Source organism: Streptomyces sp. NPDC058295 (genome assembly GCF_042880655.1).
Classification (GTDB): domain Bacteria; phylum Actinomycetota; class Actinomycetes; order Streptomycetales; family Streptomycetaceae; genus Streptomyces; species Streptomyces coriariae.
On sequence record NZ_JBHVYO010000015.1, the window covers coordinates 172,027 to 197,502 of the forward strand.

The 25,476-nt window shown below is 72.7% G+C and carries 23 protein-coding genes; 14 read left to right on the forward strand and 9 right to left on the reverse strand.

Translation table 11 applies throughout. From position 1 onward, the window contains the following. Positions 1–4 precede the first annotated feature (4 nt). Together ACFVYS_RS18580 and ACFVYS_RS18585 are read right to left on the reverse strand one after the other, a co-directional pair. Positions 5–1,543: a sugar ABC transporter ATP-binding protein gene (locus tag ACFVYS_RS18580; RefSeq protein WP_389503227.1), complete on the reverse strand. Its 1,539-nt coding sequence runs from the start codon at positions 1,541–1,543 to the stop codon at positions 5–7. Next, the gene (locus ACFVYS_RS18585) at positions 1,530–2,627 is read right to left on the reverse strand and encodes a substrate-binding domain-containing protein (RefSeq protein ID WP_054239379.1); all 1,098 of its coding nucleotides are present in this window, start codon (positions 2,625–2,627) and stop codon (positions 1,530–1,532) included. The genes ACFVYS_RS18580 and ACFVYS_RS18585 overlap by 14 nt, the downstream gene beginning before the upstream one ends. 543 nt (positions 2,628–3,170) lie before the next feature. Between ACFVYS_RS18585 and ACFVYS_RS18590 the strand changes: the two genes are divergently transcribed. Genes ACFVYS_RS18590 through mtnB form a run of 3 tightly spaced genes read left to right on the forward strand, consistent with a single transcriptional unit; the run spans position 3,171 to position 5,106 of the window. After that, positions 3,171–3,770 carry an acireductone dioxygenase gene (locus ACFVYS_RS18590; protein WP_389503228.1) on the forward strand — a complete coding sequence of 200 codons (600 nt, stop codon included), beginning with the start codon at positions 3,171–3,173 and terminating at the stop codon, positions 3,768–3,770. Further along, positions 3,767–4,501, forward strand: coding sequence for an acireductone synthase (gene mtnC / locus ACFVYS_RS18595; protein ID WP_389503230.1), 735 nt, complete (start codon positions 3,767–3,769; stop codon positions 4,499–4,501). Before ACFVYS_RS18590 ends, mtnC begins: the two co-directional genes overlap by 4 nt. Continuing rightward, a complete protein-coding gene (gene mtnB, locus ACFVYS_RS18600; RefSeq protein WP_389503231.1) occupies positions 4,498–5,106 on the forward strand; it encodes a methylthioribulose 1-phosphate dehydratase in 609 nt (202 codons plus the stop codon). The genes mtnC and mtnB overlap by 4 nt, the downstream gene beginning before the upstream one ends. Positions 5,107–5,226: 120 nt before the next feature. On the opposite strand, the gene mtnA is transcribed toward mtnB, so the two are convergent. Further along, entirely contained in the window at positions 5,227–6,258 is a 1,032-nt protein-coding gene (gene mtnA, locus ACFVYS_RS18605; RefSeq protein ID WP_389503232.1) for an S-methyl-5-thioribose-1-phosphate isomerase, read from the reverse strand. 380 nt (positions 6,259–6,638) lie between these two features. Between mtnA and ACFVYS_RS18610 the strand changes: the two genes are divergently transcribed. From ACFVYS_RS18610 to ACFVYS_RS18645, 8 genes are all read left to right on the forward strand, one after another. Beyond that, positions 6,639–7,694, forward strand: a complete 1,056-nt coding sequence (locus tag ACFVYS_RS18610) for a BMP family ABC transporter substrate-binding protein (RefSeq protein ID WP_389503234.1) — start codon at positions 6,639–6,641, stop codon at positions 7,692–7,694. Next, a complete protein-coding gene (locus ACFVYS_RS18615) occupies positions 7,675–9,225 on the forward strand; it encodes an ABC transporter ATP-binding protein (RefSeq protein ID WP_389503236.1) in 1,551 nt (516 codons plus the stop codon). Before ACFVYS_RS18610 ends, ACFVYS_RS18615 begins: the two co-directional genes overlap by 20 nt. Continuing rightward, positions 9,222–10,268: an ABC transporter permease gene (locus tag ACFVYS_RS18620; protein WP_389503238.1), complete on the forward strand. Its 1,047-nt coding sequence runs from the start codon at positions 9,222–9,224 to the stop codon at positions 10,266–10,268. Before ACFVYS_RS18615 ends, ACFVYS_RS18620 begins: the two co-directional genes overlap by 4 nt. Beyond that, positions 10,268–11,134, forward strand: a complete 867-nt coding sequence (locus ACFVYS_RS18625; RefSeq protein WP_082412605.1) for an ABC transporter permease — start codon at positions 10,268–10,270, stop codon at positions 11,132–11,134. Before ACFVYS_RS18620 ends, ACFVYS_RS18625 begins: the two co-directional genes overlap by 1 nt. Continuing rightward, positions 11,131–11,895 carry a nucleoside phosphorylase gene (locus ACFVYS_RS18630; RefSeq protein WP_389503240.1) on the forward strand — a complete coding sequence of 255 codons (765 nt, stop codon included), beginning with the start codon at positions 11,131–11,133 and terminating at the stop codon, positions 11,893–11,895. The genes ACFVYS_RS18625 and ACFVYS_RS18630 overlap by 4 nt, the downstream gene beginning before the upstream one ends. Beyond that, the gene (locus tag ACFVYS_RS18635; RefSeq protein ID WP_389503242.1) at positions 11,892–13,187 is read left to right on the forward strand and encodes an amidohydrolase; all 1,296 of its coding nucleotides are present in this window, start codon (positions 11,892–11,894) and stop codon (positions 13,185–13,187) included. Before ACFVYS_RS18630 ends, ACFVYS_RS18635 begins: the two co-directional genes overlap by 4 nt. A gap of 88 nt (positions 13,188–13,275) precedes the next feature. Continuing rightward, the gene (locus ACFVYS_RS18640; protein ID WP_020128291.1) at positions 13,276–13,947 is read left to right on the forward strand and encodes a FadR/GntR family transcriptional regulator; all 672 of its coding nucleotides are present in this window, start codon (positions 13,276–13,278) and stop codon (positions 13,945–13,947) included. A 192-nt stretch (positions 13,948–14,139) separates the two neighbouring features. After that, the gene (locus tag ACFVYS_RS18645) at positions 14,140–15,075 is read left to right on the forward strand and encodes a PAC2 family protein (protein WP_389503244.1); all 936 of its coding nucleotides are present in this window, start codon (positions 14,140–14,142) and stop codon (positions 15,073–15,075) included. 85 nt (positions 15,076–15,160) lie between these two features. On the opposite strand, the gene mshC is transcribed toward ACFVYS_RS18645, so the two are convergent. The 4 genes from mshC to ACFVYS_RS18665 all read right to left on the reverse strand — a co-directional run bounded on the left by mshC (position 15,161) and on the right by ACFVYS_RS18665 (position 18,689). Next, entirely contained in the window at positions 15,161–16,390 is a 1,230-nt protein-coding gene (gene mshC / locus ACFVYS_RS18650; protein ID WP_389503246.1) for a cysteine--1-D-myo-inosityl 2-amino-2-deoxy-alpha-D-glucopyranoside ligase, read from the reverse strand. Between the two features lie 113 nt (positions 16,391–16,503). Beyond that, complete coding sequence (locus ACFVYS_RS18655) at positions 16,504–17,337, reverse strand: SCO1664 family protein (RefSeq protein WP_389503248.1); 834 nt, start codon at positions 17,335–17,337, stop codon at positions 16,504–16,506. After that, positions 17,301–17,891, reverse strand: a complete 591-nt coding sequence (locus ACFVYS_RS18660; protein ID WP_327182149.1) for a DUF3090 domain-containing protein — start codon at positions 17,889–17,891, stop codon at positions 17,301–17,303. Before ACFVYS_RS18660 ends, ACFVYS_RS18655 begins: the two co-directional genes overlap by 37 nt. Positions 17,892–18,002: 111 nt before the next feature. Further along, entirely contained in the window at positions 18,003–18,689 is a 687-nt protein-coding gene (locus ACFVYS_RS18665; protein WP_389503250.1) for a histidine phosphatase family protein, read from the reverse strand. A gap of 62 nt (positions 18,690–18,751) precedes the next feature. Between ACFVYS_RS18665 and ACFVYS_RS18670 the strand changes: the two genes are divergently transcribed. Continuing rightward, complete coding sequence (locus tag ACFVYS_RS18670; protein WP_389503252.1) at positions 18,752–19,747, forward strand: magnesium and cobalt transport protein CorA; 996 nt, start codon at positions 18,752–18,754, stop codon at positions 19,745–19,747. A gap of 34 nt (positions 19,748–19,781) precedes the next feature. Here the strand turns inward: ACFVYS_RS18670 and ACFVYS_RS18675 are convergent, their stop codons facing one another. Beyond that, complete coding sequence (locus tag ACFVYS_RS18675; RefSeq protein WP_389503254.1) at positions 19,782–20,570, reverse strand: ferritin-like domain-containing protein; 789 nt, start codon at positions 20,568–20,570, stop codon at positions 19,782–19,784. A 250-nt stretch (positions 20,571–20,820) separates the two neighbouring features. Then, a complete protein-coding gene (locus tag ACFVYS_RS18680) occupies positions 20,821–21,876 on the reverse strand; it encodes an LLM class F420-dependent oxidoreductase (protein ID WP_389503256.1) in 1,056 nt (351 codons plus the stop codon). A 199-nt stretch (positions 21,877–22,075) separates the two neighbouring features. Here ACFVYS_RS18680 and ACFVYS_RS18685 point away from each other — a divergent pair, with 199 nt between their 5' ends. After that, positions 22,076–23,062, forward strand: a complete 987-nt coding sequence (locus ACFVYS_RS18685; RefSeq protein ID WP_389503258.1) for an aldo/keto reductase — start codon at positions 22,076–22,078, stop codon at positions 23,060–23,062. Continuing rightward, positions 23,059–25,446, forward strand: a complete 2,388-nt coding sequence (locus tag ACFVYS_RS18690; RefSeq protein ID WP_389503260.1) for a helix-hairpin-helix domain-containing protein — start codon at positions 23,059–23,061, stop codon at positions 25,444–25,446. Before ACFVYS_RS18685 ends, ACFVYS_RS18690 begins: the two co-directional genes overlap by 4 nt. Positions 25,447–25,476 lie beyond the last annotated feature (30 nt).

Here is a 25,476-nt window from a genome sequence, read left to right on the forward strand (position 1 = left end):
GGCATCAGACGGACGCCGAGATGGTCTGGATCACGCGGTCGCGTTCCGCGTCTTCGCCGTACGCGTCCAGATGGACCTCACCGGCCGCGAGGACGACGACCCGGTCGGCCACCTCCAGGACCTCGTCGACGTCGGCGGACAGGACGAGGACGGCCGCGCCCTCGGCGGCGAGGGCACGGGCCCGGCGGCCGATGTCGCGCCGCGCGCCGATGTCCACACCGCGGAACGGTTCGTCCAGGATGAGGACGCGCGGGGTGTGGGCGAGCCAGCGGCCGACGACGACCTTCTGCTGGTTGCCGCCCGACAGTTCCTCGACGGTGCTGTGCTCGTCGCGGGTGACGACGCCGAGGGCGTCGATCGTCTCGCGGCCGAGGGCGTCCTCCTTCGCCCGGTTCATGAGACCGGCCCGGGAGAAGGACTTCAGGAACGGCAGCGAGATGTTCCGCGCGACCGACCAGCCGGGCACCAGGGCGTCGGCGTGCCGGTCCTCGGGGACGAGGTGGACGCCGGCCCGGATGGCGTCGGAGGGGCGGCGGGGCGCGTAGGCCGTGCCGTCCAGTCCGACGGTGCCGGTGGCGAAGGGCTCCGCGCCGAACAGGCCGCGCGCCAGCTCGGTCTTGCCCGCGCCCAGCAGACCCACGACGCCGGTGACCTCCCCGGCGCGCAGGTCGAGGTCGAGGGGGGTGCGGCCGTCGAAGAGGCGGACGCCACGCAGCGAGAGGGCGACCTCTCCCGCGGCTCCCTCCCTGACGGGCCGGGCCGTCGTCACCTCATGGGTCTGGGCCAGCATCGCGCGCAGGGCCGCGTCCCAGTCGAAGGGCTTGGCCTGGTCCTCGGTGAGAAGACCGTCGCGCAGGACGACCAGCCGGTCGGCGAGCGCGTCGATCTCGCCGAGCCGGTGGGAGACGTAGAGCACGGCGATGCCGTCCTCGCGCATCCGCTCGACGAGCGCGAACAGCCGCTGTGCCTCGGCGGCGGAGAGCGCGGAGGTCGGCTCGTCGAGGACGAGCAGCCGGGGGCGGGTCGCCAGCGCGCGGGCCAGGATCAGCAACTGCCGGTCGGAGATGCCGAGTTCGCCGACGTCCTGCCTCAGCACCTGCTCGCTCCAGTCCAGGCCGAGGCCGGCCTGGATCTCGCGGGCCCGGGCGAGCGTGCTGCGGCCGCTCAGGAACGGGTTGCCGCGTTTCTGAGCGAGCTCCTCGAAGACCAGGTTCTCGGCGACCGTGAGGCCGGGCACGATGCCCTCGCCGATCCGCTGGTGCACCGTCTGGATACCCAGTTGACGGGCGGCCAGCGGCGAGGCGAGGGCGACCGGGGTGCCGTCGACGCGCACCTCTCCCCCGTGGTCCGTGTGGACGCCCGAGAGGATCTTGATCAGCGTGGACTTGCCGGCGCCGTTCGCGCCGAGCAGCGCGACCACGCTGCCCGGTGCGATGTCCAGCGTCACGGAGGCGAGCACCGTCTTGCCGCCGAAGGCCATGCTGACGTCGGTGAGGCCGACCGCCGGGACGGCCTGCGAAGGGCCGGATTCAGTGGGCGACATTCGAGATCCAGTCCGCGGTGGAGACCTGCGACAGGTTCAGCGCGGGCAGCGCCTCCCGCAGCTGGTCCATGTTCGCGATCTTCTTCTCGCGCAGGAAGTCCTGGGTGATGGCGACGGCCGGGAACTCGACGGAGGTCTTGTTCAGCTGACCGGCCAGCTCCAGCGCCGTGGTGCGGACGACGGCCGCGCCGACGGCGGACGGGTCGGTGCCCGCGGTGGCGACCCAGGGGCTGTCGGCGGCGGTCATCTGCTGGATGTCGGCGTTGGAGACATCGGCGCCGAAGACCTTCACCTTGTCCTGGAGCTTCTTGTTCTGCACGGCGAGCACGGTGCCCTTGGCCAGCTCGTCGTAGGGCGCGAACACACCGGCCACGTCGGAGTGCTGGGTGAGCGCGGCGGAGACGAGGGGAACGTTGTCGGTGGCCGTGGAGTCGGTGACCTTGCCGACCTTGAACTGCTGCTTCCAGGCCTGCGAGGTGACCGTCGACTTCCAGACGCTGTCGCGCTTGTCGAGGGCGGCGTAGCCGGCCACGTTGACGTAGCCGACCTTGGCGTTCTTGCCGACCTCCTTGGCCATCACGTCGAGGACCGCCTGGGCCATGCTCGCGTCGTCCTGCTTGGTGGAGACGACACCCTCGGTGGCGGTCTCGACGTCGTAGACGACGACCTTGATGCCCTTCTTCACGGCCTTGTCGATCTCCGGCTGGATGGTCGCCGGGAAGCCGTGGTCGATGATGATCGCCTTCGCCCCGGAGTTGATCGCCGAGGACAGGTCGGTGGCCTGCTTGGCGTTGTCGGCCTGGGCGTCGTACACGGTCAGGTCGATACCGAGCGCCTTGGCCTGGGCCTTCGCGCCGTTGCCCCACTGCTCGAAGTAGTCGCCGGCGCCGCTCTGCCGGACCAGGGCCACCTTGACCGCGCCCGCGCTGAAGGGGGCGGGCTTCTTGCCGGTGGCGGCGGAGGCCGAGGCGGCGGCGTTGCCGGTGTCCTTCGAGGCGTCCGTGGACTGCGCGCAGCCGGAGAGGACCAGGGCGGAGACGGAGGCCAGCGAGAGCGCGGCGAGAGGCAGACGGACACGGGACATGAGGGGCTCCAGGTGCAAGGTGACGCAGAGGGGTGAGGCGGAGGGGAGGCGAAGCAGGGGTGCGTGAGCCCGGAGCGAAGGACGGGAACGAGCCACCGCGCGAGGCGGGGAGCGCCCCGGGAACGGGGGCGCGTCGGAGCTCCGGGAGGGGTCAGCGACAGCTGGCCGTGGTCGACCGGAGCAAGTCCACGTACAGCCGCCGCACGAGCAGCAGCGTCTTCATATGCAGATCATGAGAACGATTTCAGCCACCCGTCAAAGGAATGGACACCGCATCTCAATATCCGAGACAACGATTACGTCACAGGCGGGGCACGCGCCGCCGGGAGTTACCATCACGGAACCGGCATCCGACCCGGCACGGTGAGGCCCCGATGACCAGATATCGCGCGAACGCGCTGCGCATGCCCTGCATGCGGCGCTGTCCCGGCGCGCCGTGTCGCGGCTGAGTGACCGTCCCCGCCGCCTGCCTCTCCCGTTCACCTCCCCGTCCGATCCGTCTCGGTATCCGGACACCCCTTCCAGAAGCCTGGAGTTGCTTCCATGACGCTGCTGACGACCTGGTCCGAGTCCGGCCCGGAGACCCTGGTCCGCCGCACCTCCGACCCCGTCGAGATCGCCGCCGCCCTCGCGCCGCTGGGCGTGCGCTACGAACAGTGGCCGGTCCGCGCGGACGTGCCGTTCGACGCCGACAGCGAGACGGTGTTCGCGGCGTACGGCCCGGAGATCGAGAAGCTGAACGCGCAGGAGGGCTTCACCACCGTCGACGTCCTCGGTCTGCACCCGAGCGACGACCCGGAGTTCCCGGCGAAGGCGAAGGCGGCCCGCGAGAAGTTCCTCCAGGAGCACACCCACGACGACGATGACGAGGTCCGCTTCTTCGTCTCCGGCTCTGGCATCTTCTACCTGCACGTGAACGGCGAGGTGCACGCGGTCTTCTGCGAGAAGGGCGACCTGCTGGGCGTGCCGCGCGGCACCACCCACTGGTTCGACATGGGCACGAAGCCCTCCTTCACCGCGATCCGCTTCTTCCACGAGGAGGACGGCTGGATCGGCAGCTTCACCGGCTCCACCATCGCCGGCCGCTTCCCGGACTACGACACGATCGCGGCCGGCTACGAGGCCGACCGGGCCGCCGCGTGAGCGTGCCGGGCCCGACGTACGACGTGGACGCCGTGGTGCTCGACATCGAGGGCACCACGAGCGCCACGGGCTTCGTGGTGGACGTGCTGTACCCGTACTCCCGCGCCCGCTTCGCCGAGCTGCTCACCGAGCGGGCCGAGGAGCCCGTGGTGGCACACGCGATCGCGCAGGTACGGGAGCTGACGGGCGAGCCGGACGCCGACGCGGCCACGATCGAGAAGACACTGAACGCCTGGCTCGACGAGGACCGCAAGGCGACCCCGCTGAAGAGCCTTCAGGGCGTCATCTGGTCCGAGGGCTTCGCGCGCGGCGACCTCGTCTCGCACTTCTACGACGACGTCGTACCGCGGCTGCGCGCCTGGCACGCGGCGGGGCTGCGGCTGTACGTCTACTCGTCGGGTGCGGTGTCCGCCCAGCGGGCGTGGTTCGCCAACAGCCCGGCGGGCGACCTCACCTCGCTCCTCTCCGGGCTGTACGACACCGAGAACGCCGGCCCCAAGCAGGAGCCGGATTCGTACCGCCGTATCGCCGGGTCGACCGCATTGGCGGCCGACCGGCTGCTGTTCCTCTCCGACCGGCCCGGCGAGCTGGACGCGGCCCGCGAGGCCGGCTGGCACGCGGTCGGCGTCCGGCGGCCGGGGGAGCCGTATTTCGAGCAGGGCGTCGGCGGCCACGCGCAGGCGGGGACGTTCGACGAGATCACCGTAAGCAACTCCAGGAGCACTTCATGACCGCCGACCTCACCGCACCGGACCTGGAGGAGGCGGGGGCGGTCCTCGCCGCCGAGTCCGCCCGCTTCGCCTCCTTCGGCTGGATGCGCGGCACCTCGGGCAACCTGTCGGTGGTGCTCGCCCGCGACCCGCTGCGGCTCGCGGTCACCGCGAGCGGTCGCGACAAGGGTGAACTGACCCCCGCGGACGTGGTGCTGGTGGACGAGAACGGCGCCGCCGTGCACGAGGGCAAGCCGTCCGCGGAGGCCGAACTGCACGCGCGCGTGGCCGCGCTGACCGGTGCGGGCGCCGTCGTCCACGTGCACACGGTGGCCTCCGTGGCGCTCGGCCACCGGCACCCGGGCGGGATCGCCTTCAAGGACGTGGAGATGCTCAAGGGCGTCGGCCAGCCCGCGCACGACGTCGAGGTGACGCTGCCGGTCATCGCCAACAGCCAGGACATGAAGGTACTCGGCGACCGGCTGGAGGCGGCCCGCGAACCCCGGATGCCCGCGGTGGTCGTGGCCGGGCACGGCCTGTACGTGTGGGGCGACACCCCGCGCCAGGCCCGTCACCACACCGAAGTCGTCGAATGGCTCCTGGAGCTGGAGCTGACGCGGCGCTGACCGCGCAAGACCCGCGAGACCCGAAGACACGCAGGACGCAGGACATACCGAAGGCCACGGTCCCTCGACCGTGGCCTTCGGTATGTCCAGGCGCGGCCGATGGACTCAGCTCAGCGCAGCTCAGCGCAGCCGGTCCCCGGGCAACTCCCCCGTGGACACCTCCAGTACGCCCCGCTCGGTCACCAGGCCCGTCACCAGCCGGCCCGGCGTGACGTCGAACGCCGGGTTGTGGCCGCGCGACTCGGCGGGCGCCGTCCGCACCCCGGCCCACTCCAGCACCTCGTCCTCGCCGCGGAGTTCGATGTGGATGGCGGCGCCGTCCGGCGTCGAGAGATCGACCGTCGTGGTGGGCGCCGCCACCAGGAACGGGATGCCCGCGTCGGCGCAGGCGAGGGCGACCCCCACGGTGCCGACCTTGTTGGCGGTGTCGCCGTTGGCCGCGATGCGGTCGGCGCCCACGATCGCCGCGTCGACCTCGCCGCGCAGGATGGTGCCGGCGGCGGCCCCGTCGGCCTGGACGAAGTGCGGGATGCCCTCCTGGACCAGCTCCCAGGCGGTCAGGCGCGACCCCTGGAGCAGCGGGCGGGTCTCGTCGGCGTAGACGACCTCGAGGTGTCCACGCGCGTGCAGTTCGCGGATGACACCGAGGGCGGTGCCCCAGCCGGCGGTGGCCAGCGCGCCGGTGTTGCAGTGCGTCAGGATCCGCAGCGGGCGGTCCGTACCGACCCGCTCCAGCAGCCAGTCCGCGCCGAACGCGCCCATCGCACGGTTCGCCTCGACGTCCTCGTGCTGCACCGCGGCCGCCTCGGCCAGGACCGCGTCGAGCCCCTCGTCGAAGCGGGTCATGACCCGGTCCACGCACACCATGAGGTTCACGGCGGTCGGGCGGGCCTCGCGGACGCGGGCGACGGCCTTGCGTATCTCGTCGGCCGTCCAGCCCTCACGCTCACCCTCCATCAGCGCGATCGCGACGCCGTAGGCACCCGCCGCGCCGATCGCGGGGGCACCGCGGACCACCAGCCGCTGGATCGCGTCGACCAGGGTGTCCACATCGTGGACATCGACCGTCACCGTGCGGTGCGGGAGAGCGGTCTGGTCGATCAACGCGAGGCCGGTTCCGGTCCACTCGACGGCGCGCAGTTCCTGGGACATATCGGGACGCTCCTGATGTTCCAATGGTGTTTGACACCGTACATGACCAGGCAGAACCCTCGATGGACGGTGAGCGAACCACAGTTCGAGACACCTCGCCGGGTGTCCGGAAACGAGTGTTAGAGTCCAGCACCTGCATCCGCAGGGCGATATCAGCATCCCGCAGAACGAGACGAAGGGGGAACGCATGCCGCTGCTCACCAGGCGCCGCTTCCTCGACTTCGGCCGCTGCGCCGGCGACGGCTGTCGCGGCTGAGTCCGTCCCCTCGGCCCTCCCCCGCGGTCTCTGCCGCACCGAGCACCGTCGCTCACCTCACCCCGCCGTACGCGCGCACCCCAGCATCGTGATGCGCCTCTCGGCATATCCGGAAGGTTCCCCGATGCCCCGCAGACACCGCCGTTCCGTGCAGCTCGCCGCCCTCGCGACCGGCACCGTGCTCCTCGCCACCGCCTGCAACGCCGCCGCGAAGAAGGACGACTCCGCCACGGGTGCGAGCGGCGGCAGCGGCAGGTCCTTCACCCTCGTCACCCCCGACGCCGTCGGCCAGAACGAGTTCCTCAAGCTCGCGGTGACCGGCATCAAGAGCGCGGCCGAGCAGCACGACGGGACCCAGAAGGTCTACGAGTCCACCGACACCGCCTCCCAGCAGCAGAACGTGCAGGCCGCGGTGGACGCCAAGCCGGACGTCATCGTCCTGGTCGGCTTCGAGTTCGCCGACCTCGTCGCCCAGCAGGCCGAGAAGAACCCGGGCCAGCAGTTCCTGATCATCGACGCGTGCACCACCAAGACCTTCAAGAACGTCAGTTGCGCGGTCTTCCGTGAGCACGAGGGCGTGTACCTCGCCGGCGCCGAGGCGGGCCTGCTGAGCAAGTCCGGCAAGGTCGGCGCGGTCGACGTGCTCGACACTCCCCAGTTCCGCCGCTACAGCGACCCGTTCGCGGCCGGCGCCAAGAAGGTCGCCGCCAAGACGCAGACGTCGACCCGCTTCGTCGGCGGCCAGTCTCCCTTCGACGACTCGGCCCGCGCCAAGGAGCAGGCGAACACCCTGCTGGCCAAGGGCTACGACCAGATCATGGCGGCCGCGGCGGCAGGCAACTACGGCGTCTTCGAGGCCGCGAAGGCCAAGGGCGCGTTCGCGTACGGCGTCGACGTCAACCAGTGCGCCTCGGCGCCCGGCACGGTCGTGGACAACGTGATCAAGCGCACGGACATCGCCGTCGAGAAGGGCGTCGAGTCGGTCCTCGGCGGCACGACCGGCACGACCGTCTCGTACGGCCTCAAGGAGGGCGGCATCAGCCTGACCGGCCTGGAGGACGGCGTGGACACCTCGAAGTGCGTGATCGCCGACCACAAGGACGTCCTGACGAAGGTCGAGGCGCTGCGCGACCAGATCGTCTCCGGAGAGCTGAAGGTCGATGACCCCGCCGCCTCCTGAGAACTTCGCCGTCGAGCTCCGGGGAATCACCAAGCGGTTCCCCGGCACGCTCGCCAACGACGCCGTCGACCTCAGCGTCCGGCACGGTGAGATCCACGCCTTGATGGGCGAGAACGGCGCGGGCAAGTCCACGCTGATGTCGGTCCTGTACGGCATGGAGCGCGCCGACGCCGGATCGATCCGGATCGACGGGGGGGAGGTGCGCTTCACCAGCCCCTCCGACGCCATGGCCGCCGGCCTCGGCATGGTCCACCAGAGCTTCAAGTTGTTCGACTCGCTGACGGTCGCCGAGAACGTCGTCTACGCGGCCGAACCGCGCCGCTTCGGCCTGGTGGACCGGGCCGCGGCCCGCCGCCGGGTGCGCGCGCTCGCCGAGGAGCACGGGCTGGCCGTCGACCCCGACGCCCGGGTCGGCGACCTGCCGGTCGGGCTGCGGCAGCGCGTGGAGATCCTCAAACTGCTGCACCGCGGCGCCCGTACGCTCATCCTCGACGAGCCGACGGCCGTGCTCACCCCGGCCGAGGCGGACACCCTGTTCGGCGTGCTCAAGTCGCTGACCGCGCAGGGCCGTACGGTCGTCCTGGTCACCCACAAGCTGCGCGAGGTGCTGGAGGGGAGCGACCGGGTGACCGTCCTGCGGGACGGCCGGGTCGCCGCCCGGCTGGTCACCTCCGACACGACGGCCGACGAGATCGCCGCCGCGATGACCGGCCGCGCGGTGGAACTGGACCGCGTCCACGCTCCGGGAACGCCCGGTGAAGCTGTCCTGCGGGTCACCGGGTTCGGCACGGATGCCGTCCACGATGTGGACCTCACCGTCCATGCCGGTGAGATCGTCGGTATCGCGGGCGTCGCCGGGAACGGCCAGAGCGAGCTGGTCGAGGCGCTGGCCGGGCTGCGGCCCGTCGCCGCCGGACAGGTCACGCTCCAGGGCGACGACATCACCCACGCCTCGGCCACCGAACGGCGCCTGAAAGGGCTCGCCTACGTCCCCGAGGACCGGCACGCGGTCGGTACGGCCCCCGCCGCCTCGGTCGCGGACAACCTGGCCATGGGACACCACCGCACCACCCTCTCCGCCCGCGGCCTGCTGCCGCCGGCGGCCGTCCGCGCGCACGCCCGGCGGCTAGTCGAGCGCTTCGGCATCAAGGCGGCGACCACCGAGGTCCCGGCCTCCGCGCTGTCCGGCGGCAATCTGCAGAAGCTGCTCATCGGCCGCGAACTCGCCCACGAAGCACCGCTGTTGCTGGTCGAGCAGCCGACCCGGGGCGTCGACATCGGCGCCATCCAGAACATCCACGACCAGCTGATCGCCTACCGCGACGCCGGTCACGCCGTCCTCCTCGTCTCGGCCGAGCTGAGCGAGATCCGCGGCCTCGCGGACCGGGTGCTCGTCATGTACGAGGGCCGGGTCGCGGCCTCGTACGCCAAGGAAGAGGCGGACGAGCGGACGCTGGGACTCGCGATGGCGGGCGCCCCCGTGGAGGCCACTCACGGACATGAGCCCACCGACATGAGCCCACAGACATGACACGCATATCCGGAGCCCTGCGCTCCCCCCTCACCTTCTCCGTCCTCGCGGGCCTCGTCATCGGCGCGCTGTTCCTGCTCGGCACCGGCGCGGACCCGGTCACCGCGTACCGGGCCGTGGTGACCGGCGCGCTCGGCGCCGACGGCATCGGCTCGACCCTGACCACCGCCACCAGCGTGCTCGGTCTGGCGCTCGCGCTGGCGATCCCGCTGCGGGCCGGGCTGATCAACCTCGGCGGCGACGGACAGATGGTGCTCGGCGGGATCACGGCCGCCGTCACCGGTCTCTACTCGCCGCTCCCCGCGCCCCTCACCGTGGCGCTGGCTCTGCTCGCCGGGATGGCGGCGGGTGCCGGGTACGCCGTCCTGGCCGCCCTGTGCGAGAACCACCTCGGGGTCCCGCTGCTGGTCAGCAGCCTGCTGCTCAGCTATCCGGCGGTGTCGCTCGCCTCCTACCTGGCGCGCTACCCGCTCAAGGAGCCGGGCTCCAGCCTGCCCCAGACCCGTGCGCTGCCGGACGGGGTGGCACTGCCCGCGTTCGGCGAGTCCACGGTCACCCTCGGGCTCGTCCTCGTCGCGCTCGCCGCCGCCGCGTACTGGTTCACCGACCGGCGCACCGCCGTCGGCTACGAGATCCGCATGACGGGCCTCAACCCCCGCTTCGCCGCGTACGCGGGCGTCGAACGCCGAGGCCTGACGCTGAAGTTGATGGCGCTCTCCGGCGGCCTCGCCGGGCTCGTGGGCGCCATCGGGGTGCTGAGCTTCCCCTACCGCTTCGTGGACGGCTCGCTCACCGCCCCCGGCTACACCTGGACCGGCCTCACCGCGGCCCTGCTCGCCGCCGCGGCTCCGCTGGGCACGGTGGTCGCCGCGTTCTTCTTCGCCGTCCTCCAGGTCGGCGGACTGGCGATGGAGCGCACCACCGAGGTGCCGCGCGAACTGACCCAGGTGCTCCAGGCGATCGTGATCGTGTTCCTCGCGGCCCGGCTGCGCTTCCCCAGCCGCCTGTTCGGCCGTCGCACCCGGGAAAGCGAGGCGGTGTGATGTTCCTCGACTCCGATCTCCTCATGTCGGCGCTGCGCGCGCTCACCCCGATCCTGCTGGCGGCCCTCGGCGGTGCCCTGTGCGAACGCGCCGGGGTCTTCAACATCGGCCTCGAGGGCATGATGCTGATGGGCTGCTTCACCTCCGTGGCGACCAGTTGGTTCACCGGCAGCCCCTGGCTCGGCGTCCTGGCGGCGGCGCTCGCTGCGGCCGCGTACTCGCTGATCCTGGCGGTGGGCGCGGTCACCCTGCGCGGGGACGCGGTGGTCCTCGGCATCGCCATGAACCTCCTGGCCGTCGGCCTGACCAGCTTCCTGCTGCGCACCGTCTTCGGCGTGCAGGGCACCTTCGACGATCCCTCCCTCGCCGGACTGCCGCTGATCGGTGGGTTCACCCCGCTCGCGTACCTGTCCTGGGCGGCGGTCGCGGTCGCCGCCCTGCTGCTGTCGCGCCATGTGTGGGGGCTGCGGCTGCGCGGGGTCGGCGAGGCGCCCGACGCGGCGGCCACCCTCGGGGTGAGCCCGGCGAAGTACCAGTACGGCGCGATCCTGCTGTCGGGAGTGCTCTGCGGACTCGCGGGCGCCCAGCTCGCCCTCGGCAACGTCACGTTGTTCACGGAGAACATGACGGCGGGCCGTGGTTGGATCGCTGTCGTGGCCGTCATGCTGGGCCGCGCCGCGCCCCTGGGCGTCCTGCTCGCCGCGCTGCTGTTCGGGCTCGCCGAAGCGGCCGGGTTCCGCCTCCAGGGTCTCGGCCTCCCGCAGCAGGCGACCGACGCCGCGCCCTACGTCGTCACGCTCGGCGCCCTGTTCCTCACGACGGCCCGCCGCCGTCGCCGCCCCCGTACCACCGGAGCCGTCCAATGACGCAGGACCTGCTGCCCGTCACCCGTATTCCGCGCGCCGGGCTCCCGGCGCACGCCGTGGTCGTCGGCGACCCGGCCCGCGCCGCGGCCGTCGCCGCGCTCCTCGACGGCGCCGAGGAGGTCTCGTACCACCGCGAGTACCGGGTGTTCAGCGGAAGCTGGAAGGGCCTGCCGGTCGTCGTCGCCTCGCACGGCGTGGGCGCGCCCGGCGCGATCCTGCTGTTCCAGGAGCTGGCGGACGCGGGCGTGCGCACCTTCCTGCGGTTCGGTACGGCGGGCGCGATGAAGCCCGGCATCGGGGACGGCGACCTGGTCATCGCGGAGGCGGCCGTGCGCGACGACGGCGTCACCCATCAGCTGCTGCCCCCGGAGTACCCGGCGGTGTCCGCGCCCGAGGCGGTCCTCGCCCTCCGGCGCGCGGCCCGTGAGGCCGGCGCCCCGCACCACCGGGGCGTCGTGTGGACCCGGGCGGCCTTCCAGCCGGGCCTGCTCCCGCTCTTCTCCTACGACGGCGCCGGACTGGCCGCCATCGAGATGGAGCTGTCCGCGCTGCTGGTCACGGCCTCGCTGCGCGGCCTGGTCGCGGGCGGTGTGCTGGTGATCGACGGTGCCAACGCCGACGAGCTGGTCGATGAGCAGGCGACCGGCGGCTACGACCCGCACCGGGAGGTCGTCGCGGCCGGCGTCGAACGGGGAGCGGTGGTCTCCCTGGAGGCGCTGCGGCTGCTCGCGGAGGCGGAAGCGGAAGGTGAGCAGGCGTGAGCATCGACCTGCTGGTGCACGGCGGCGACGTCCTGACGGTGGACGACGCCGGAACCGTCGTCCGGGACGGGGCGGTCGCGGTCCACGAAGGCGGCGTTCTCGCCGTGGGACCGGCCCACGAGCTGCGCGGGCGCTACACCGCGGCCGAGGAGATCGACGCCGCCGGCTGTCTCGTTCTCCCCGGCCTGATCAACACGCACACCCACCTCGCGATGACCCTGCTGCGCGGCCGCGCCGACGACGTCACCCTCCAGGGTTTCCTGGAGCGGGTGCTGAAGTGGGAGGCGGAACTGCTGGCGCCGGAGAACGTGGCGGCGGCGGTGCGGCTGGCGGTCGCGGAGAGCCTGCGGGCCGGGGTGACCTCGGCGCTGGACATGTACTGGTTCCACGAGGCGGCCGAGCGGGCGGCCCGTGAGGCGGGCTGGCGGCTGCACACCGGGCCCACCTTCATGGACGTCCCCGGGCCGCCGGACGGTATCGCGTACGAGGACCGGCTCGGGTGGGCGCGGCGGGACCTGGTGGCCCGTGGTCCGGCCCGGCCGGGCCACCGGCCGGTCGTCTTCGCGCACTCGGCGTACACCCTCTCCCCCGGGCAGCTCACCGAAGTCTTCGCGCTGGCCCGGGAGTTCGGGGCGCTGGTGCACATCCACGCCGCCGAGAACGCCACCGAGGTCGCCACGGTCGAGGTGCAGCACGGGAAGCGGCCGGTGGAACTGCTGGACTCCCTCGGGCTGCTCGGCCCCGACGTGCTGCTCGCGCACGCCGTCGACCTGACCGCGCTCGAGATCGCGGCGCTGGCCCGCACGGGCACGGCCGTCGCCCACTGTCCGGTGTCGAACCTGAAGCTGGGCTGTGGCATCGCGCCCGTGCCGCGGCTGCTGAACGCGGGCGTGACGGTGGGGCTGGGCACGGACGGCGCCGTCAGCTCCAACTCGCTGGACGTGCTGGGGGCCGTGCGGCAGGCGGCGCTGGTGCACAAGGCGTCCGGCGATCCGACGGCGGTCGGCGCCGAGCAGGCCGTACGGATGGCGACGATCGAGGGCGCGCGGGCGCTCGGGCTCGGCGAGCAGCTCGGCTCGCTGGAGGCGGGCAAGCGGGCCGACCTGATCGTCCTCGACCTGGCCGCACCGCATCTGCGGCCGCGCCACGACCCGTGGTCGACGCTGGCGTACGCGGCGCACCCGTCGGACGTGCGGGACACGGTCGTCGACGGGCGGGTGCTGATGCGTGATCGTGGGCTGACCACGGTCGACGAGCGGGCGGTGATCGCAGACCTGGAGGCACTGCTCTGATCTGCCCCCATAATGGCGCTGAGACATCCGATGTCTGGATCCGGTACCTGGATCCGACGTCTGGGCGATGAACGACAGGGAGGCCGGCATGGCAGTCACCGACGAGGCGATCGAGAAGATCAAGGGCATGATCGTCTCGGGTGCGCTGCGCCCCGGGGACCGGCTGCCCAAGGAGAGCGAACTCGCCGCCGATCTGGGTCTGTCCCGCAACTCCCTGCGCGAGGCGGTGCGCGCCCTGTCGCTGATCCGGATCCTGGACGTGCGACAGGGCGACGGCACCTACGTCACCAGTCTCGATCCGCAACTGCTCCTCGAGGCGCTGAGTTTCGTCGTCGACTTCCACCGCGACGACACGGTCCTGGAGTTCCTGGCCGTGCGCCGCATCCTGGAGCCGGCCGCCACCGCGATGGCCGCTCTGCGGATCAGCGAGCAGCAACTGGACGCCCTCGACGCCCAGTTGGACAAGCTCGGGGCCGAGCCCTCGGTGGAGGAACTGGTGGCCGGCGACCTGGAGTTCCACCGGGGCATCGTGCAGAGCGCCGGCAACTCGGTGCTGTGCTCGCTGCTCGACGGACTGTCCGGGCCCACCACCCGGGCCCGGATCTGGCGCGGGCTGACCCAGGAGGACGCGGTCGCCGGCACGCTGCGCGAGCACCGGGCGATCCTGGCAGCGCTGCGCGACCGGGACGCGGAGGCGGCGCGGTCGTGGGCGACGGTGCACATCGCGAGCGTGGAGCAGTGGCTGCGCTCGACGCTCTGAGTCCGCGGCGTGCGCCCACTCTGTGCGCCGCCTGTGCGTCGACGCCGTGAGTCGGGTCCGGCACGGGGTGTTCGGGGGTGGCGAACGGGGCAGTGATCCGTTCACTCCCCCGTGCAAGGGGGCTGCGAGCGCTCCCGCGGAACGCCGTAAGGTTGGGTGGTCAAGCGAGGGCACGTCGGAAGGAGGCGCTGGGTGATCGAGCTCGAGGGGGTTCCCGAGCTGATCGACCCGGTCATGGTGGCCGCGTTCGAGGGCTGGAACGATGCCGGCGACGCCGCCTCCACCGCGGTCGGGCACCTGGAGCGGGAGTGGAAGGGCGAGGTGTTCGCGGCGCTGGACGCCGAGGACTACTACGACTTCCAGGTGAACCGCCCCACGGTGTGGATGGACGCCGGCGTGCGCAAGATCACGTGGCCGACGACAAGGTTGTCGGTCGTCCGCGTCGGCGGCGACAAGCCACGCGACCTGGTGCTCGTCCGCGGCATCGAACCGTCCATGCGCTGGCGCTCGTTCTGCAACGAGCTGCTGGGCTTCGCGCACGAGTTGGGCGTGGAGCTGGTGGTCATCCTGGGCGCCCTGCTCGGTGACACCCCGCACACGCGTCCGGTGCCGATCAGCGGGACCACGTCCGACGCGGACCTGGCGCAGCGGATGGACCTGGAGGAGACCAAGTACGAGGGCCCCACGGGCATCGTCGGCGTCCTCCAGGAGGCGTGCGCGCACGCGGGGGTGCCGGCGGTGAGCCTCTGGGCGGCCGTGCCGCACTACGTCTCGCAGCCGCCGAACCCGAAGGCGACGCTGGCCCTCCTCAACCGCCTGGAGGACCTGATCGACGTGCGCATCCCGCTGGGCGAGCTGCCCGAGGACGCGCGTGCCTGGCAGGTGGGCGTGGACCAGCTGGCCGCCGAGGACACCGAGGTCGCCGAGTACGTGCAGACGCTGGAGGAGGCGCGGGACACCGCGGAGCTGCCGGAGGCGTCGGGCGAGGCGATCGCCCGCGAGTTCGAGCGCTATCTGCGGCGCCGGGACGGCGGCGGCCCGCCGGACCCCGGGGAGCGGACCCGGCCCCCGAAGCCGCCGAAGCCGAGCGGCGACGCCTCCGACGACAGCGATTCCTCGGAGGACTAGGCCGACGGGCAGGACAGAGGACCGAGAGGGGCGGTGCGCAGCGGCGCACCGCCCCTCGTCGTACCCGGTGTACGGGCGCCTTCGGCTACAGCGCCACGCCCAGCAGCGCGTCCACGGCCCGCGAGACGACACCGGGGGCGCCGATGTCCGTACCGCCGTGCTCCTGCTGGAGCGCCGCCCAGCGGTCGACGGCGGCGAGCGCGGCCGGGGCGTCGAGGTCGTTGCCGAGCGCCTCGCGGATCTCCTCGACGAGCGCCTCGGCGGGCGGCCCGTCGGGCCGGGAGACGGCGGCACGCCAGCGCCCGAGCCGGGCCTCGGCGTCGACGAGCACCTGGTCGGTCCACTCCCAGTCGGCCCGGTAGTGGTGGGCGAGGAGGGTGAGGCGGATGGCGGCGGGGTCGACGCCGTCCTGGCGCAGCTTCGAGACGAAGACGAGGTTGCCCCGGGACTTGGACATCTTCTCGCCGTCCAGGGCGACCATGCCGGCGTGGACGTACGCCTGGGCCATGGGGAACTCGCCGGTCAGCGCCTGGGCGTGGGAGGCGCCCATCTCGTGGTGCGGGAAGGCGAGGTCGGAGCCGCCGCCCTGCACGTCGAAGCCCATCCCGAGGTGGTCCAGGGCGATGGCCACGCACTCGATGTGCCAGCCCGGCCGGCCGCGGCCGAGCGAGCCGCCGTCCCAGCTGGGCTCGCCGTCACGGGCCGCCATCCAGAGCATCGGGTCGAGCGGGTTCTTCTTGCCGGGGCGGTCGGGGTCGCCCCCGCGCTCGGCGGAGAGCAGCCGCATGGCGGCCGCGTCCAGGCCGGAGACCCGGCCGAAGTGGGGGTCGGACTCGACGGAGAAGTAGACGTCGCCTTCGAGCTCGTAGGCGGCACCGGCGTCCCGCAGCCGCTCGACGAGCGGGACGATGCCGGGTATCGCCTCGACGGCGCCTATGTAGTGCCGCGGCGGCAGCATCCGCAGGGCCGTCATGTCCTCGCGGAAGAGCGCCGTCTCCTTCTCGGCGAGGGCGACCCAGTCGACGCCGTCGCGTTCGGCCCGCTCCAGGAGCGGGTCGTCGACGTCGGTGACGTTCTGGACGTAGTGAACCTGCCGCTTGGTGTCGAGCCACACGCGCTGAACGAGGTCGAACGCGTTGTAGGTCGCCGCGTGACCGATGTGGGTCGCGTCGTACGGCGTGATGCCGCAGACGTAGATACGGGCGACGGGACCGGGGTCGAGGGAGACCAAGCCGCCGGTCGCGGTGTCGTGGATCCTCAGGTCGCGGCCCTGACCAGGCAGGGCGGGGACCTCGGAAGCGGGCCAGGCATGCATGTCATGAGCCTAACCGGACGGAAGTTGCGTATACGAACCGGAGCAGGCCAGATGGCCGGGAAGGCCCTCTTGTGTGATTCCGTCCGGCATGCCTGCCGGCGTGGCGGGGGCGGTCAGACCGGGGGCCAGGGGATGGCTGGCCAGTCACCGCTCGGTTCCGGGTGCTTCCCGGCCTCCAGCAGCGCGTCGGCACGCGCGCGTGTGGCGTCGACCTCGGCCGGGGTGATGAGCGCCGCCAGGGTGACCGCCAGCCGCCCGCCGGGCTCCAGGGCGCCTCTGAGGCCCTTGAGCACGTCGACGGCCTCGCCGGTCAGGGGTTCCCCCGCCCAGCCCCACAGGAGCGTACGCAGCTTGTTCTCGGCGTTGAAGGTGACCCCGTGGTCGATGCCGTACAGCCGGCCGTCGGCGGTGGGCAGCAGATGGCCGCCCTTGCGGTCGGCGTTGTTGATCACCGCGTCGAGGACCGCGAGCCGGCGCAGCCGTTCGTCGTCGGCGTGCACGAGCAGCGCGGTGCGGCCCTCGCCGACCTCCGCGAAGCCGATCGCCCTCCAGCCCGGCTCGGGCTCCTCTCCGTCCACCAGGGCGAGCAGGTCGGCCTCGGGGGCCGTCTCGATCCACAGCTGGCACATGCCCTCGCCGTACGGCCCCTCGCGCAGCACGGTGGGCGGCACGAGGCCCCAGCCGGTCGCCTCGGAGACCTCGTAGGCGGCGACCTCGCGCTGGGCGAGGGTGCCGTCGGGGAAGTCCCACAGCGGCCGCTCCCCGGCGACTGGCTTGTAGACGCAGGCGGCCTCGCGGCCCTCGTGCGCGACGGTGCAGTACAGGGCCGCGTTGGAGGCGTCGCGGATGCGCCCGCGGACGGTGAGCTCGCCGCGCGCGAGGAGTTCGGCGGCGGCCGGGTCGGTGGTCGTCACGCCCCCCGGCGGTATCCGTTCTGGCGCGGACATACGTGTCCTTCCGGATCGAGCGGCAGGCTGCACAGCGGGCACGGCGGCCGGCCCGCGTTGACGACGTCGAGGGCGCGCTTGGCGAAGGCCCTCGCCTGCGCGCCGGTGAGCCGGACCCGCAGCATCGGGGGCCCGTTCTCCTCGTCCTGGAGAAGCTTCTCCTCGGCCTCGGCGAGGTCCTCCTCGGAGTCCGCGTCGAGTTCCACGAGGGCCTGCGCCTCGACGATCATGCGCTGTTCCTCGCCGTCCCAGGCGAGGGCCATGGTGCCGACCCGGAACTCCTCCTCGATCGGTGTGTCGAGGGGGGCCGTGTCGGTGTTCTCGGCGGGCGACATCGCGGGCACGGGGGCGCTGCCGCCGGTCCGGCGCACGACCTCGTCCAGCAGTTCGTCCATGCGCTCGGCGAGCGCGGCGACCTGGGTCTTCTCCAGGGCCACGCTGGTCACTCGGGAGCCGGCGGTGGCCTGGAGGAAGAAGGTACGGCGCCCGGGCAGTCCGACCGTACCGGCCACGAAGCGGTCCGGGGGGTCGTAGAGGAACACCTGACGGGACACGTCCTGTCTCCATGGGAATCGGGGGTCATCGTGGGCCGGGGAACGCGTGGGGGAACGTCCCTGCGGGTACGCGCGCGTTTGCGGACCGCTTCACCCTACTGCGGCCGACGATCACGGTGCGCCCGCACCACCCCCGACCGTCGCGTCCCCGGCCGGCGGCTCCTCGTGCGGGGCCAGCGACGCGAAGTCGCCGGTGTCGCCGAGGCGCACGAGAAAGGGGCGCAGCCGGGTGTAACGGATCGCGGTGACGGAACACGGTTCCACAGAGATCCGCTGGAAGAGGTCGAGATGAAGCCCGAGGGCGTCCGCCACGAGCGACTTGATGATGTCGCCGTGCGAGCACATCAGATAGACGGCGTCGGCGCCGTGGTCGCGCTCCACGCGCGCGTTCCACTCCCGCACCGCCTCGGCGGCGCGGGTCTGCATGGCCCGCATGGACTCGCCGCCCGGGAACGCGGCGGCGGAGGGGTGCGCCTGCACGACCTCCATCAGGGGCTCGTCCATCAGCTCGGCGAGCTTGCGTCCGGACCAGTCGCCGTAGTGGCACTCCCCGATCCGCTCGTCGGTGTGGGCGCGCAGCCCGGGGCGGGCGTCGAGGAGCGGCCGGATCGTCTCCTGGCAGCGCTGGAGGGGGCTGGCGACGACCTCGGCGATCGGCAGCGCGTCGAGCCGCCCGGGCAGGGCGGCCGCCTGCGCGGCTCCCCGCTCGTCGAGGGCGACGCCGGGCGTCCAGCCGGCGAGCAGTCCGGAGGTGTTGGCGGTGGACCGGCCGTGCCGGACGAGGATCAACGTGGGCATGCGGCCCAGGGTAGGCGCACGCGAGGGTGCGCCGGTGAGCGTCCGAAGGGAGAATGCGCCGAGTGATCGTCGACTGCGCTGTCTATCGCGACGGGCACCGTACGGAGGGCCCGGAGGACTTCTCGGACGCCCTGGCCGAGGCACGGGCCGCGGGCGGTTTCGTGTGGATCGGGCTGCACGAGCCCACGGAGAAGGAGTTCGACCACGTCACGCGGGAGTTCGGCCTGCACCCGCTCGCCGTCGAGGACGCCCTGAAGGCCCACCAGCGGCCCAAGCTGGAGATCTACGACGACTCGCTCTTCCTGGTGTTCAAGCCGGTCGTCTACGAGCCCGAGAGCGACGCGGTCTCCTCCGGCGAGGTGATGGTCTTCCTCGGTGACGGCTTCGCGGTGACCGTCCGGCACGGCGAGGGCGCCCCGCTGGCGGCCGTACGGCACCGGCTCGAGCACGAGCCGCAACTGCTCGCCAAGGGCCCCACGGCGGTGGTGTACGCGATCGCCGACGCCACGGTGGACCACTACCTGGACGTGGCGACGGAACTCCAGACGGACCTGGGGGAGCTGGAGGCGGAGGTGTTCTCGCCGGACGGCGGCGGCTCTCGGCACACCGCTTCGCGCATCTACCGGTTCAAGCGGCAGATCCTGGAGTTCCGCCGGGCGACCGGCCCGCTGGGGCCGCCGCTGACCCGGCTGGCGGGCACCAGCGTGGCGGGCCCGGGGGTGCCCTTCGTGGACGACCGGGCGCGGCCCTTCTTCCGCGATGTCAGCGACCATCTCACGCGGGTGAACGAGTCCGTGGAGGGCCTGGACCGGCTGGTCACGGACATCCTCTCGGCGCACCTGGCGCAGATGAGCGTCCGGCAGAACGACGACATGCGGAAGATCTCGGCGTGGGCGGCGATGGCCGCGATCCCCACGATGATCGCGGGCATCTACGGCATGAACTTCGAGCACATGCCGGAGCTGCGGTGGGTGTGGTCGTATCCGGCGGTGATCGCGCTGATGGCCGGGCTGGAGGTGCTGCTGTACCGGCTGTTCAAGCATCGGGGATGGCTCTAGGGACGGCTGCGGGGCCGGCCCGCGCGGTCGGGGGTCAGGCGTACTCGGGAGCCGGGACCGCCGGACCGCCGAGCGCGTCGCGGCGCTCGGGCATCTCCAGGGAGACCATCCGCCGCCAGCCCGCGAACCGCTCCCACGCGTACACGGCGTGGATGCCGGCCGCGAGGAGCGCCGACCTGGCCCTCGGCCAGCCGAGGATGTCTCCCATGTGGGCCATGACGGCCAGGCTGACGTCGCGGTAGATCCGGATCTCGGCGAGCGCGCACCCGCGGAGCGTGCGCTGGATGGCGCGGCCGTACCCCGCGCGGGCGAGGCGCAGCAGCTCCTCGTGGCAGTAGGCGAGGTGGTTGTCCTCGTCGTTCGAGATCATCTTCACCGCGCGGCCGAGGTCGGGGTGGTCGGTGAAGTGCTTGCGCAGCAGTTCCATCTGCTCGGAGGCGCGCTGTTCGGTGACCCGGCTGTGGGCGAGGTAGGTGACGATGTCGTGCACGGTCAGCGGATGGTCGGCCCGGAGCCGCTCGTGCGCGAGGCCGATGCCGGCGCGCTCCAGGAGCATCGTGTAGTCGGTGTCGCGCGGGACGGGCACGGGGGCGAGCCCGCGCTTGCGCATCAGGGCGTTGAAGATCCGCCCGTGCTTGTCCTCGTCGGCGCCGTGCCGGGCGATCTTGGGAGCGAGGTGGTGTTCGCTCTGCGGGACGAGCGCGGCGATCCGGGCGTTCTCCCAGCCGCCCTGCGACTCGCCGCCTGCGGCGATGGAACAGAAGAGCGCGAAGGACTCGTCGTTGTCGATGATCTCCTGGAACAGACTCTTGGCCGAAAGCATCGTGGGGCACCTCTCCGCATTGCGCAGAATTCCGCAGCATTCCGCAAGGCACGAGTCAAATGCGGCACGGGAGGCGGTGCAACAGCTGTGGCCGACGACTCCGCCGAAAGAGGTACCCCAGGAGTCGGCCCGGGAGCGTAACCACGCGCCGTGTGGCGCGTTGTTCCGCGTGACGGCCGTGGCGGGGAAGACCCCCGAGCCCCCACCACGGCCGCTGAAACTCCCGGAACTCCTGGAACTGCCGTCCCGGCTAGCTCAGCCCGGCGAGCTCGATGGCCTCCGCGCCGGCCCGCAGCGAGGCGAGGCGCTCGTCCAGGGTGAAGCCCGCGGGGGCGAGGGTGAGCGTCGTGACGCCGGCCGCCGCGTAGGCCTTCATCCGGTCGGCGATCCGCTCCACCGAACCCAGCAGCGTGGTCCGGTCGATCAGCTCGTGCGGTACGGCGGCCGCGGCGCCCTGCTTGTCACCCGACAGGTACTTGTCCTGGATCTCGTCGGCCGCGGCCTCGTAGCCCATGCGGCGCGCGAGCTGGTTGTAGAAGTTCTGCTTGCGGCTGCCCATGCCGCCGACGTACAGCGCGGTGTAGGGACGGAAGGTGTCGGCGAGCCGCTCGACGTCCTTGTCGTCGCCGAGGGCCAGCGGCAGCGTCGGGCAGACGTCGAAGCCCTCCAGCGTCTTGCCGGCCTTCTCGCGCCCGGCCCGCAGGTGCTTGATCGCGGTGTCCTCGAGGTGCTCGGCGGACGGGAAGATGAGCAGGGCGCCGTCGGCGATCTCGCCGGTCTGCTCCAGGTTCTTCGGGCCGATCGCGGCGATGTACAGCGGGATGTGCTCGCGCTCCGGGTGCACGGTCAGCTTGATCGGCTTGCCCGGCCCGTCCGGCAGCGGCAGCGTCCAGTGCTCGCCCTCGAACGACAGCCGCTCCCGCGTCATCGCCTTGCGGACGATCTCCACGTACTCCCGGGTACGGGACAGCGGCTTGTCGAACTTGACGCCGTACCAGCCCTCGGAGACCTGCGGTCCCGAGACACCGAGGCCGAGGCGGAAACGGCCGCCGGAGAGCGAGTCGAGGGTGGCGGCGGTCATCGCGGTCATCGCCGGCTGACGGGCCGGGATCTGGAAGATCGCCGAGCCGACGTCGATGCGCTCGGTCTGCGCGGCCACCCAGGTGAGCACGGTGGCCGCGTCGGAGCCGTAGGCCTCGGCGGCCCAGCAGACGGCGTATCCGAGGCGGTCGGCCTCCTGGGCGACGGCGAGGTTGTCGCCGTCCATTCCGGCACCCCAGTAGCCGAGGTTGATCCCGAGCTGCATGGCCGATCCCCTTACTGATCAGTAACGACGCTGTTGGGCAGACCTTAGCGCGGGGGCCGGGGGCCTGGGAGGGCGGTGTGGCGAGGGTCGCGCCGATCGGAGCCGGGGTCCCGGCCTGCGGAACTCTGCTCCCCCTCCCGGAAATTCGGTTATCCACAGGCAACCCACTGCCCAGTTCTGGCCAGTAATCTCGGCGTCCATGGAGCAGAGGCATCTCGGCCGCACCGGCCTGCGTGTGTCCCGCATCGGGCTCGGCACCCTGACCTGGGGCCGCGACACCGACGAGCACGACGCCGCGGACGTCATGAAGACGTTCTGGGAGGCGGGCGGGACCCTCGTCGACACGGCCGACGTATACGGCGACGGGGACGCCGAATACCTGCTCGGGCGGCTGATGGAGGGCCTGGTGCCGCGCCGGGACCTGATCATCTCGACCAAGGCGGGCAGCGTCCCCGACCCGGACCGCCGCTACGACGGCTCCCGGGGGCACCTCCTCGCCGCCCTGGACGCCTCGCTGGCCCGGCTGGGCACGGATCACGTCGACCTGTGGCAGGTGCACGCCTTCGACCCCCACACCCCGCTGGAGGAGACCCTCCAGGCCCTCGACATCGCTGTCACCAGTGGCCGCGCCAGATACGCGGGGGTCTCCAACTTCTGCGGCTGGCAGCTCGCCAAGGCGGCCACCTGGCAGCTCTCCGCGCCGGGCACCCGGACCCGCCTCGCGGCGACCCAGATGGAGTACTCGCTGCTGCAACGCGGCGTCGAGCGCGAGGTGCTGCCGGCCGCCCTGGACCTGGGCATCGGCCTGCTGCCCTCCTCTCCGCTGGGCCGCGGCGTCCTCACCGGCAAGTACCGGGGCGACGCCCTGCCGCCCGACTCGCGCGGCGCCTCGGACCACTTCGGGCTGTTCGTGGAGCCGTATCTCGACGACACCGCGAGCCGCATCACGGACGCCGTCGCGACCGCCGCGGACGGGCTGGCGGTGACCCCGCTCCAGGTCGCCCTGGCCTGGGTCCGCGACCGGCCCGGCGTGGCCGCCCCGATCGTCGGCGCGCGCAACGCGCAGCAGCTCACGGCCGCGTTGTCAGTGGAGGCCCTTAGTCTTCCTGACGAGATCTGCCGGGCTCTCGACGACGTGTCGGCGCCCGTGCACCGCTATCCCGATCACGACTGGAGCACGCTGTGAGCACGGAGTCGGTTCCCCCGGAGAGCACCGAGAACGCCGGACCGGCGACGCCGGACGCCGCCGAGGAGCCCGGGACCCCGGACGACACCGCGACGGCGCAGCCCGAACCGGCGCCGGCCGACAGCGCTTCGACGAGCGACGACGACACCCCTGCCGCGCGCGACGCGGAGGGCGAGAGCGAAGGCGAAGGCGAGGAGACGCCCGCCACGGACGCCGACCCGGCAGCGGAGACGGAAGAAGAGACAGACGCAGCAGCAGGGACGGAAGCGGGCAAGGCCGACGCCGAAGCCGAAGCGGCCGCGCAGCTCTCCGAGGCGCAGGCCGAGCTCGCCGCGCAGAAGCTCGAACGGGAGCGGATCGAGCGGCGCCGGGCCGAGAAGGCGGAGCCCATCGCCAGCGGGACCAAGCTGAGCGGGAAGGCCGCCGATCTGCTGGCGGCGGTGCGTGCGGTGGAGGGCGGGGCGAAGCCCCCGGCCACCGTGTTCGCCGAGCCGGCGCCCGCCCCGCGCCGCCCCGCCCCGGAGCCGGTCCGTCGCCCCCAGCCGGCGCCCCCCGTACCGGCGTCAGCCGCCGCACCGGCACCCGCTGCGGAGGCCGTCGAGGGCGTGCGGCGCGTGCTCGCCGACGGCGGCGCACCCGAGACACTCGCACCGCAGACCGCCGCCGCGCTCGGCGAGGGCGCCGAGGATCTGCTGCGCGAGGACCCGTGGCAGCTGCTGCGCGTCCCCGGTGTGCGTCCCGAGCAGGCCGACGGGTTCGCGCGGGCGCTGCTGGGCCCGGAGTGCGCCCCCGACGACGAACGGCGCGGTCGCGCGGTGACGGTCTGGCTGCTGGAACAGGCCGCCCTGGCCGGGCACACCGCCCTGGAGTTGCCGACGCTCACGGCCGCCCTCGGCCGGCAGGGCGTGCCGGACGCCGAGGCGGCCGTGCAGAGCGCGCTGGCCGAGGGCGAGGCCCTCGTCTTCCAGGACGCCCTGGACTCCGTGGAAGCGGCCCGGTCCGGACAGCCCGAGGGGACCACCGAGAACAGCGCGAGCGGCACGAACGGCGAGGGCGAGAGCGGGGAAGAGAGCGGGGAAGACGGCGAGGAGTCCCGGCCGGTCCGTGTCCTGGTGGGCCTGGAGCGGTACGCGCTGGCCGAGGAGAGCCTCGCCGACGCGCTGGCCCGGGTGGTCAACTCCCTGGCCAAGGAGGCCTCCGCGCGGTGGGAGCCGGTGACGGCCGACGCGTCCGGCAGCACGGCCGAACTGCTGCGCGCCGTCGCCGGACACGGTCTGGTGCTGCACACCGGCGGCGACGCCGCCCGGGCGGAACCGGCGGCGCTGCTCACCGCGGCCCGGACCCTGGGCCTGCGCGCGGTCGCCGCCTGCCACACGCCGGACGGACGGCAGCGGTTCGCGGCTCTGCTCGGCGAGCGGGCGGAGGCCGGCGCCGTGGTGACCGTCCCCGGGCTGCTCGCCGGCACCGAGGGCCCCGGGCGGGACGCCGACGGGGCCTTCGCCCTCGACCTGCTGGTCCTGCTCGACGCTCCGCAACTGGACGTGGAGAGCGCCGCGATGCTGGTGGAGTCGCTGCCGGACGGGGCGCGTCTGGTGCTCAGCGGTGATCCGGCGGTGCTGTGGTCGGCCGGCCCGGGCCGGGTCTTCGCCGATCTGCTCGCGGCGCGCGCGTGCCCGCAGGTCGCCTCGCGCACGCCCGATCCGGGGCCGATCGGCGAACTCGTCTCCGGCGTCGGCATCGGCGAGCTGAACCAGGTCGACGCGCCCGGCAAGGAGATCGTGATCGTGCCGGTGCGGGAGGCGGGCGAGGCCGTGCACCGGACCGTGCAGCTCGTCGCCGACTCGGTGCCGCGGGCCTTCGGGATCACCCCCGAGGAGACGGTGGCGATCACCCCGGGGCACGGCGGCGCGGCCGGCACGCGCGCGCTGAACGCCGCCCTCAAGGAACGGCTCAATCCCGGACCCGGCCGGTTCGGCGGCTTCGACCCCGGCGACCGGATCGCCTACTCGCCCGCGCCGGGCCGTACGGTGCCCGGCCGGGTGGTGACGGCCGACGCGGAGGGTCTGCACCTGTCCTGCGCCGACGGCCCGGTGGTCGTGCCGAGGGAACGGGTGGAGCAGGCCGTACGGCACGGGTGGGCGCTGACCGCGCACCAGGCCGTGGGCAGCCGGTGGCCGGCGGCGGTCGTGGTCCTGCCCGGGGACGCCGGGCAGGCGCTCTCACGCCCCTGGGTGTACACGGCGTTCGGCCGGGGGGAGCGCCATCTGTCCGTGGTGCACGGCGTCGAGCAGGCCCTGCCGAAGGCCGTCGCCGAGGTCCCGGCGAAGCCCCGCACGACCCGCCTTCCGGTGCTGTTGCGCACCCAGGTCCCGGCGGCCGAGTAGCGCGAACGGCGGCGGTCCCGAGGGTCTCCC

Excerpts from the sequence above, each read along its gene's own strand:
- ACFVYS_RS18620 (WP_389503238.1), top strand. The coding sequence starts at position 9,222 with ATGACACGCATATCCGGAGCCCTGCGCTCCCCCCTCACCTTCTCCGTC.
- ACFVYS_RS18655 (WP_389503248.1), bottom strand. The coding sequence starts at position 17,337 with ATGTCCGCGCCAGAACGGATACCGCCGGGGGGCGTGACGACCACCGAC.
- mshC (WP_389503246.1), bottom strand. The coding sequence starts at position 16,390 with ATGCATGCCTGGCCCGCTTCCGAGGTCCCCGCCCTGCCTGGTCAGGGC.
- ACFVYS_RS18665 (WP_389503250.1), bottom strand. The coding sequence starts at position 18,689 with ATGCCCACGTTGATCCTCGTCCGGCACGGCCGGTCCACCGCCAACACC.
- ACFVYS_RS18585 (WP_054239379.1), bottom strand. The coding sequence starts at position 2,627 with ATGTCCCGTGTCCGTCTGCCTCTCGCCGCGCTCTCGCTGGCCTCCGTC.
- mtnA (WP_389503232.1), bottom strand. The coding sequence starts at position 6,258 with ATGTCCCAGGAACTGCGCGCCGTCGAGTGGACCGGAACCGGCCTCGCG.
- ACFVYS_RS18625 (WP_082412605.1), top strand. The coding sequence starts at position 10,268 with ATGTTCCTCGACTCCGATCTCCTCATGTCGGCGCTGCGCGCGCTCACC.
- ACFVYS_RS18640 (WP_020128291.1), top strand. The coding sequence starts at position 13,276 with ATGGCAGTCACCGACGAGGCGATCGAGAAGATCAAGGGCATGATCGTC.
- ACFVYS_RS18590 (WP_389503228.1), top strand. The coding sequence starts at position 3,171 with ATGACGCTGCTGACGACCTGGTCCGAGTCCGGCCCGGAGACCCTGGTC.
- ACFVYS_RS18680 (WP_389503256.1), bottom strand. The coding sequence starts at position 21,876 with ATGCAGCTCGGGATCAACCTCGGCTACTGGGGTGCCGGAATGGACGGC.
- ACFVYS_RS18630 (WP_389503240.1), top strand. The coding sequence starts at position 11,131 with ATGACGCAGGACCTGCTGCCCGTCACCCGTATTCCGCGCGCCGGGCTC.
- ACFVYS_RS18675 (WP_389503254.1), bottom strand. The coding sequence starts at position 20,570 with ATGCTTTCGGCCAAGAGTCTGTTCCAGGAGATCATCGACAACGACGAG.
- mtnB (WP_389503231.1), top strand. The coding sequence starts at position 4,498 with ATGACCGCCGACCTCACCGCACCGGACCTGGAGGAGGCGGGGGCGGTC.
- ACFVYS_RS18610 (WP_389503234.1), top strand. The coding sequence starts at position 6,639 with ATGCCCCGCAGACACCGCCGTTCCGTGCAGCTCGCCGCCCTCGCGACC.
- ACFVYS_RS18615 (WP_389503236.1), top strand. The coding sequence starts at position 7,675 with ATGACCCCGCCGCCTCCTGAGAACTTCGCCGTCGAGCTCCGGGGAATC.
- ACFVYS_RS18580 (WP_389503227.1), bottom strand. The coding sequence starts at position 1,543 with ATGTCGCCCACTGAATCCGGCCCTTCGCAGGCCGTCCCGGCGGTCGGC.
- ACFVYS_RS18685 (WP_389503258.1), top strand. The coding sequence starts at position 22,076 with ATGGAGCAGAGGCATCTCGGCCGCACCGGCCTGCGTGTGTCCCGCATC.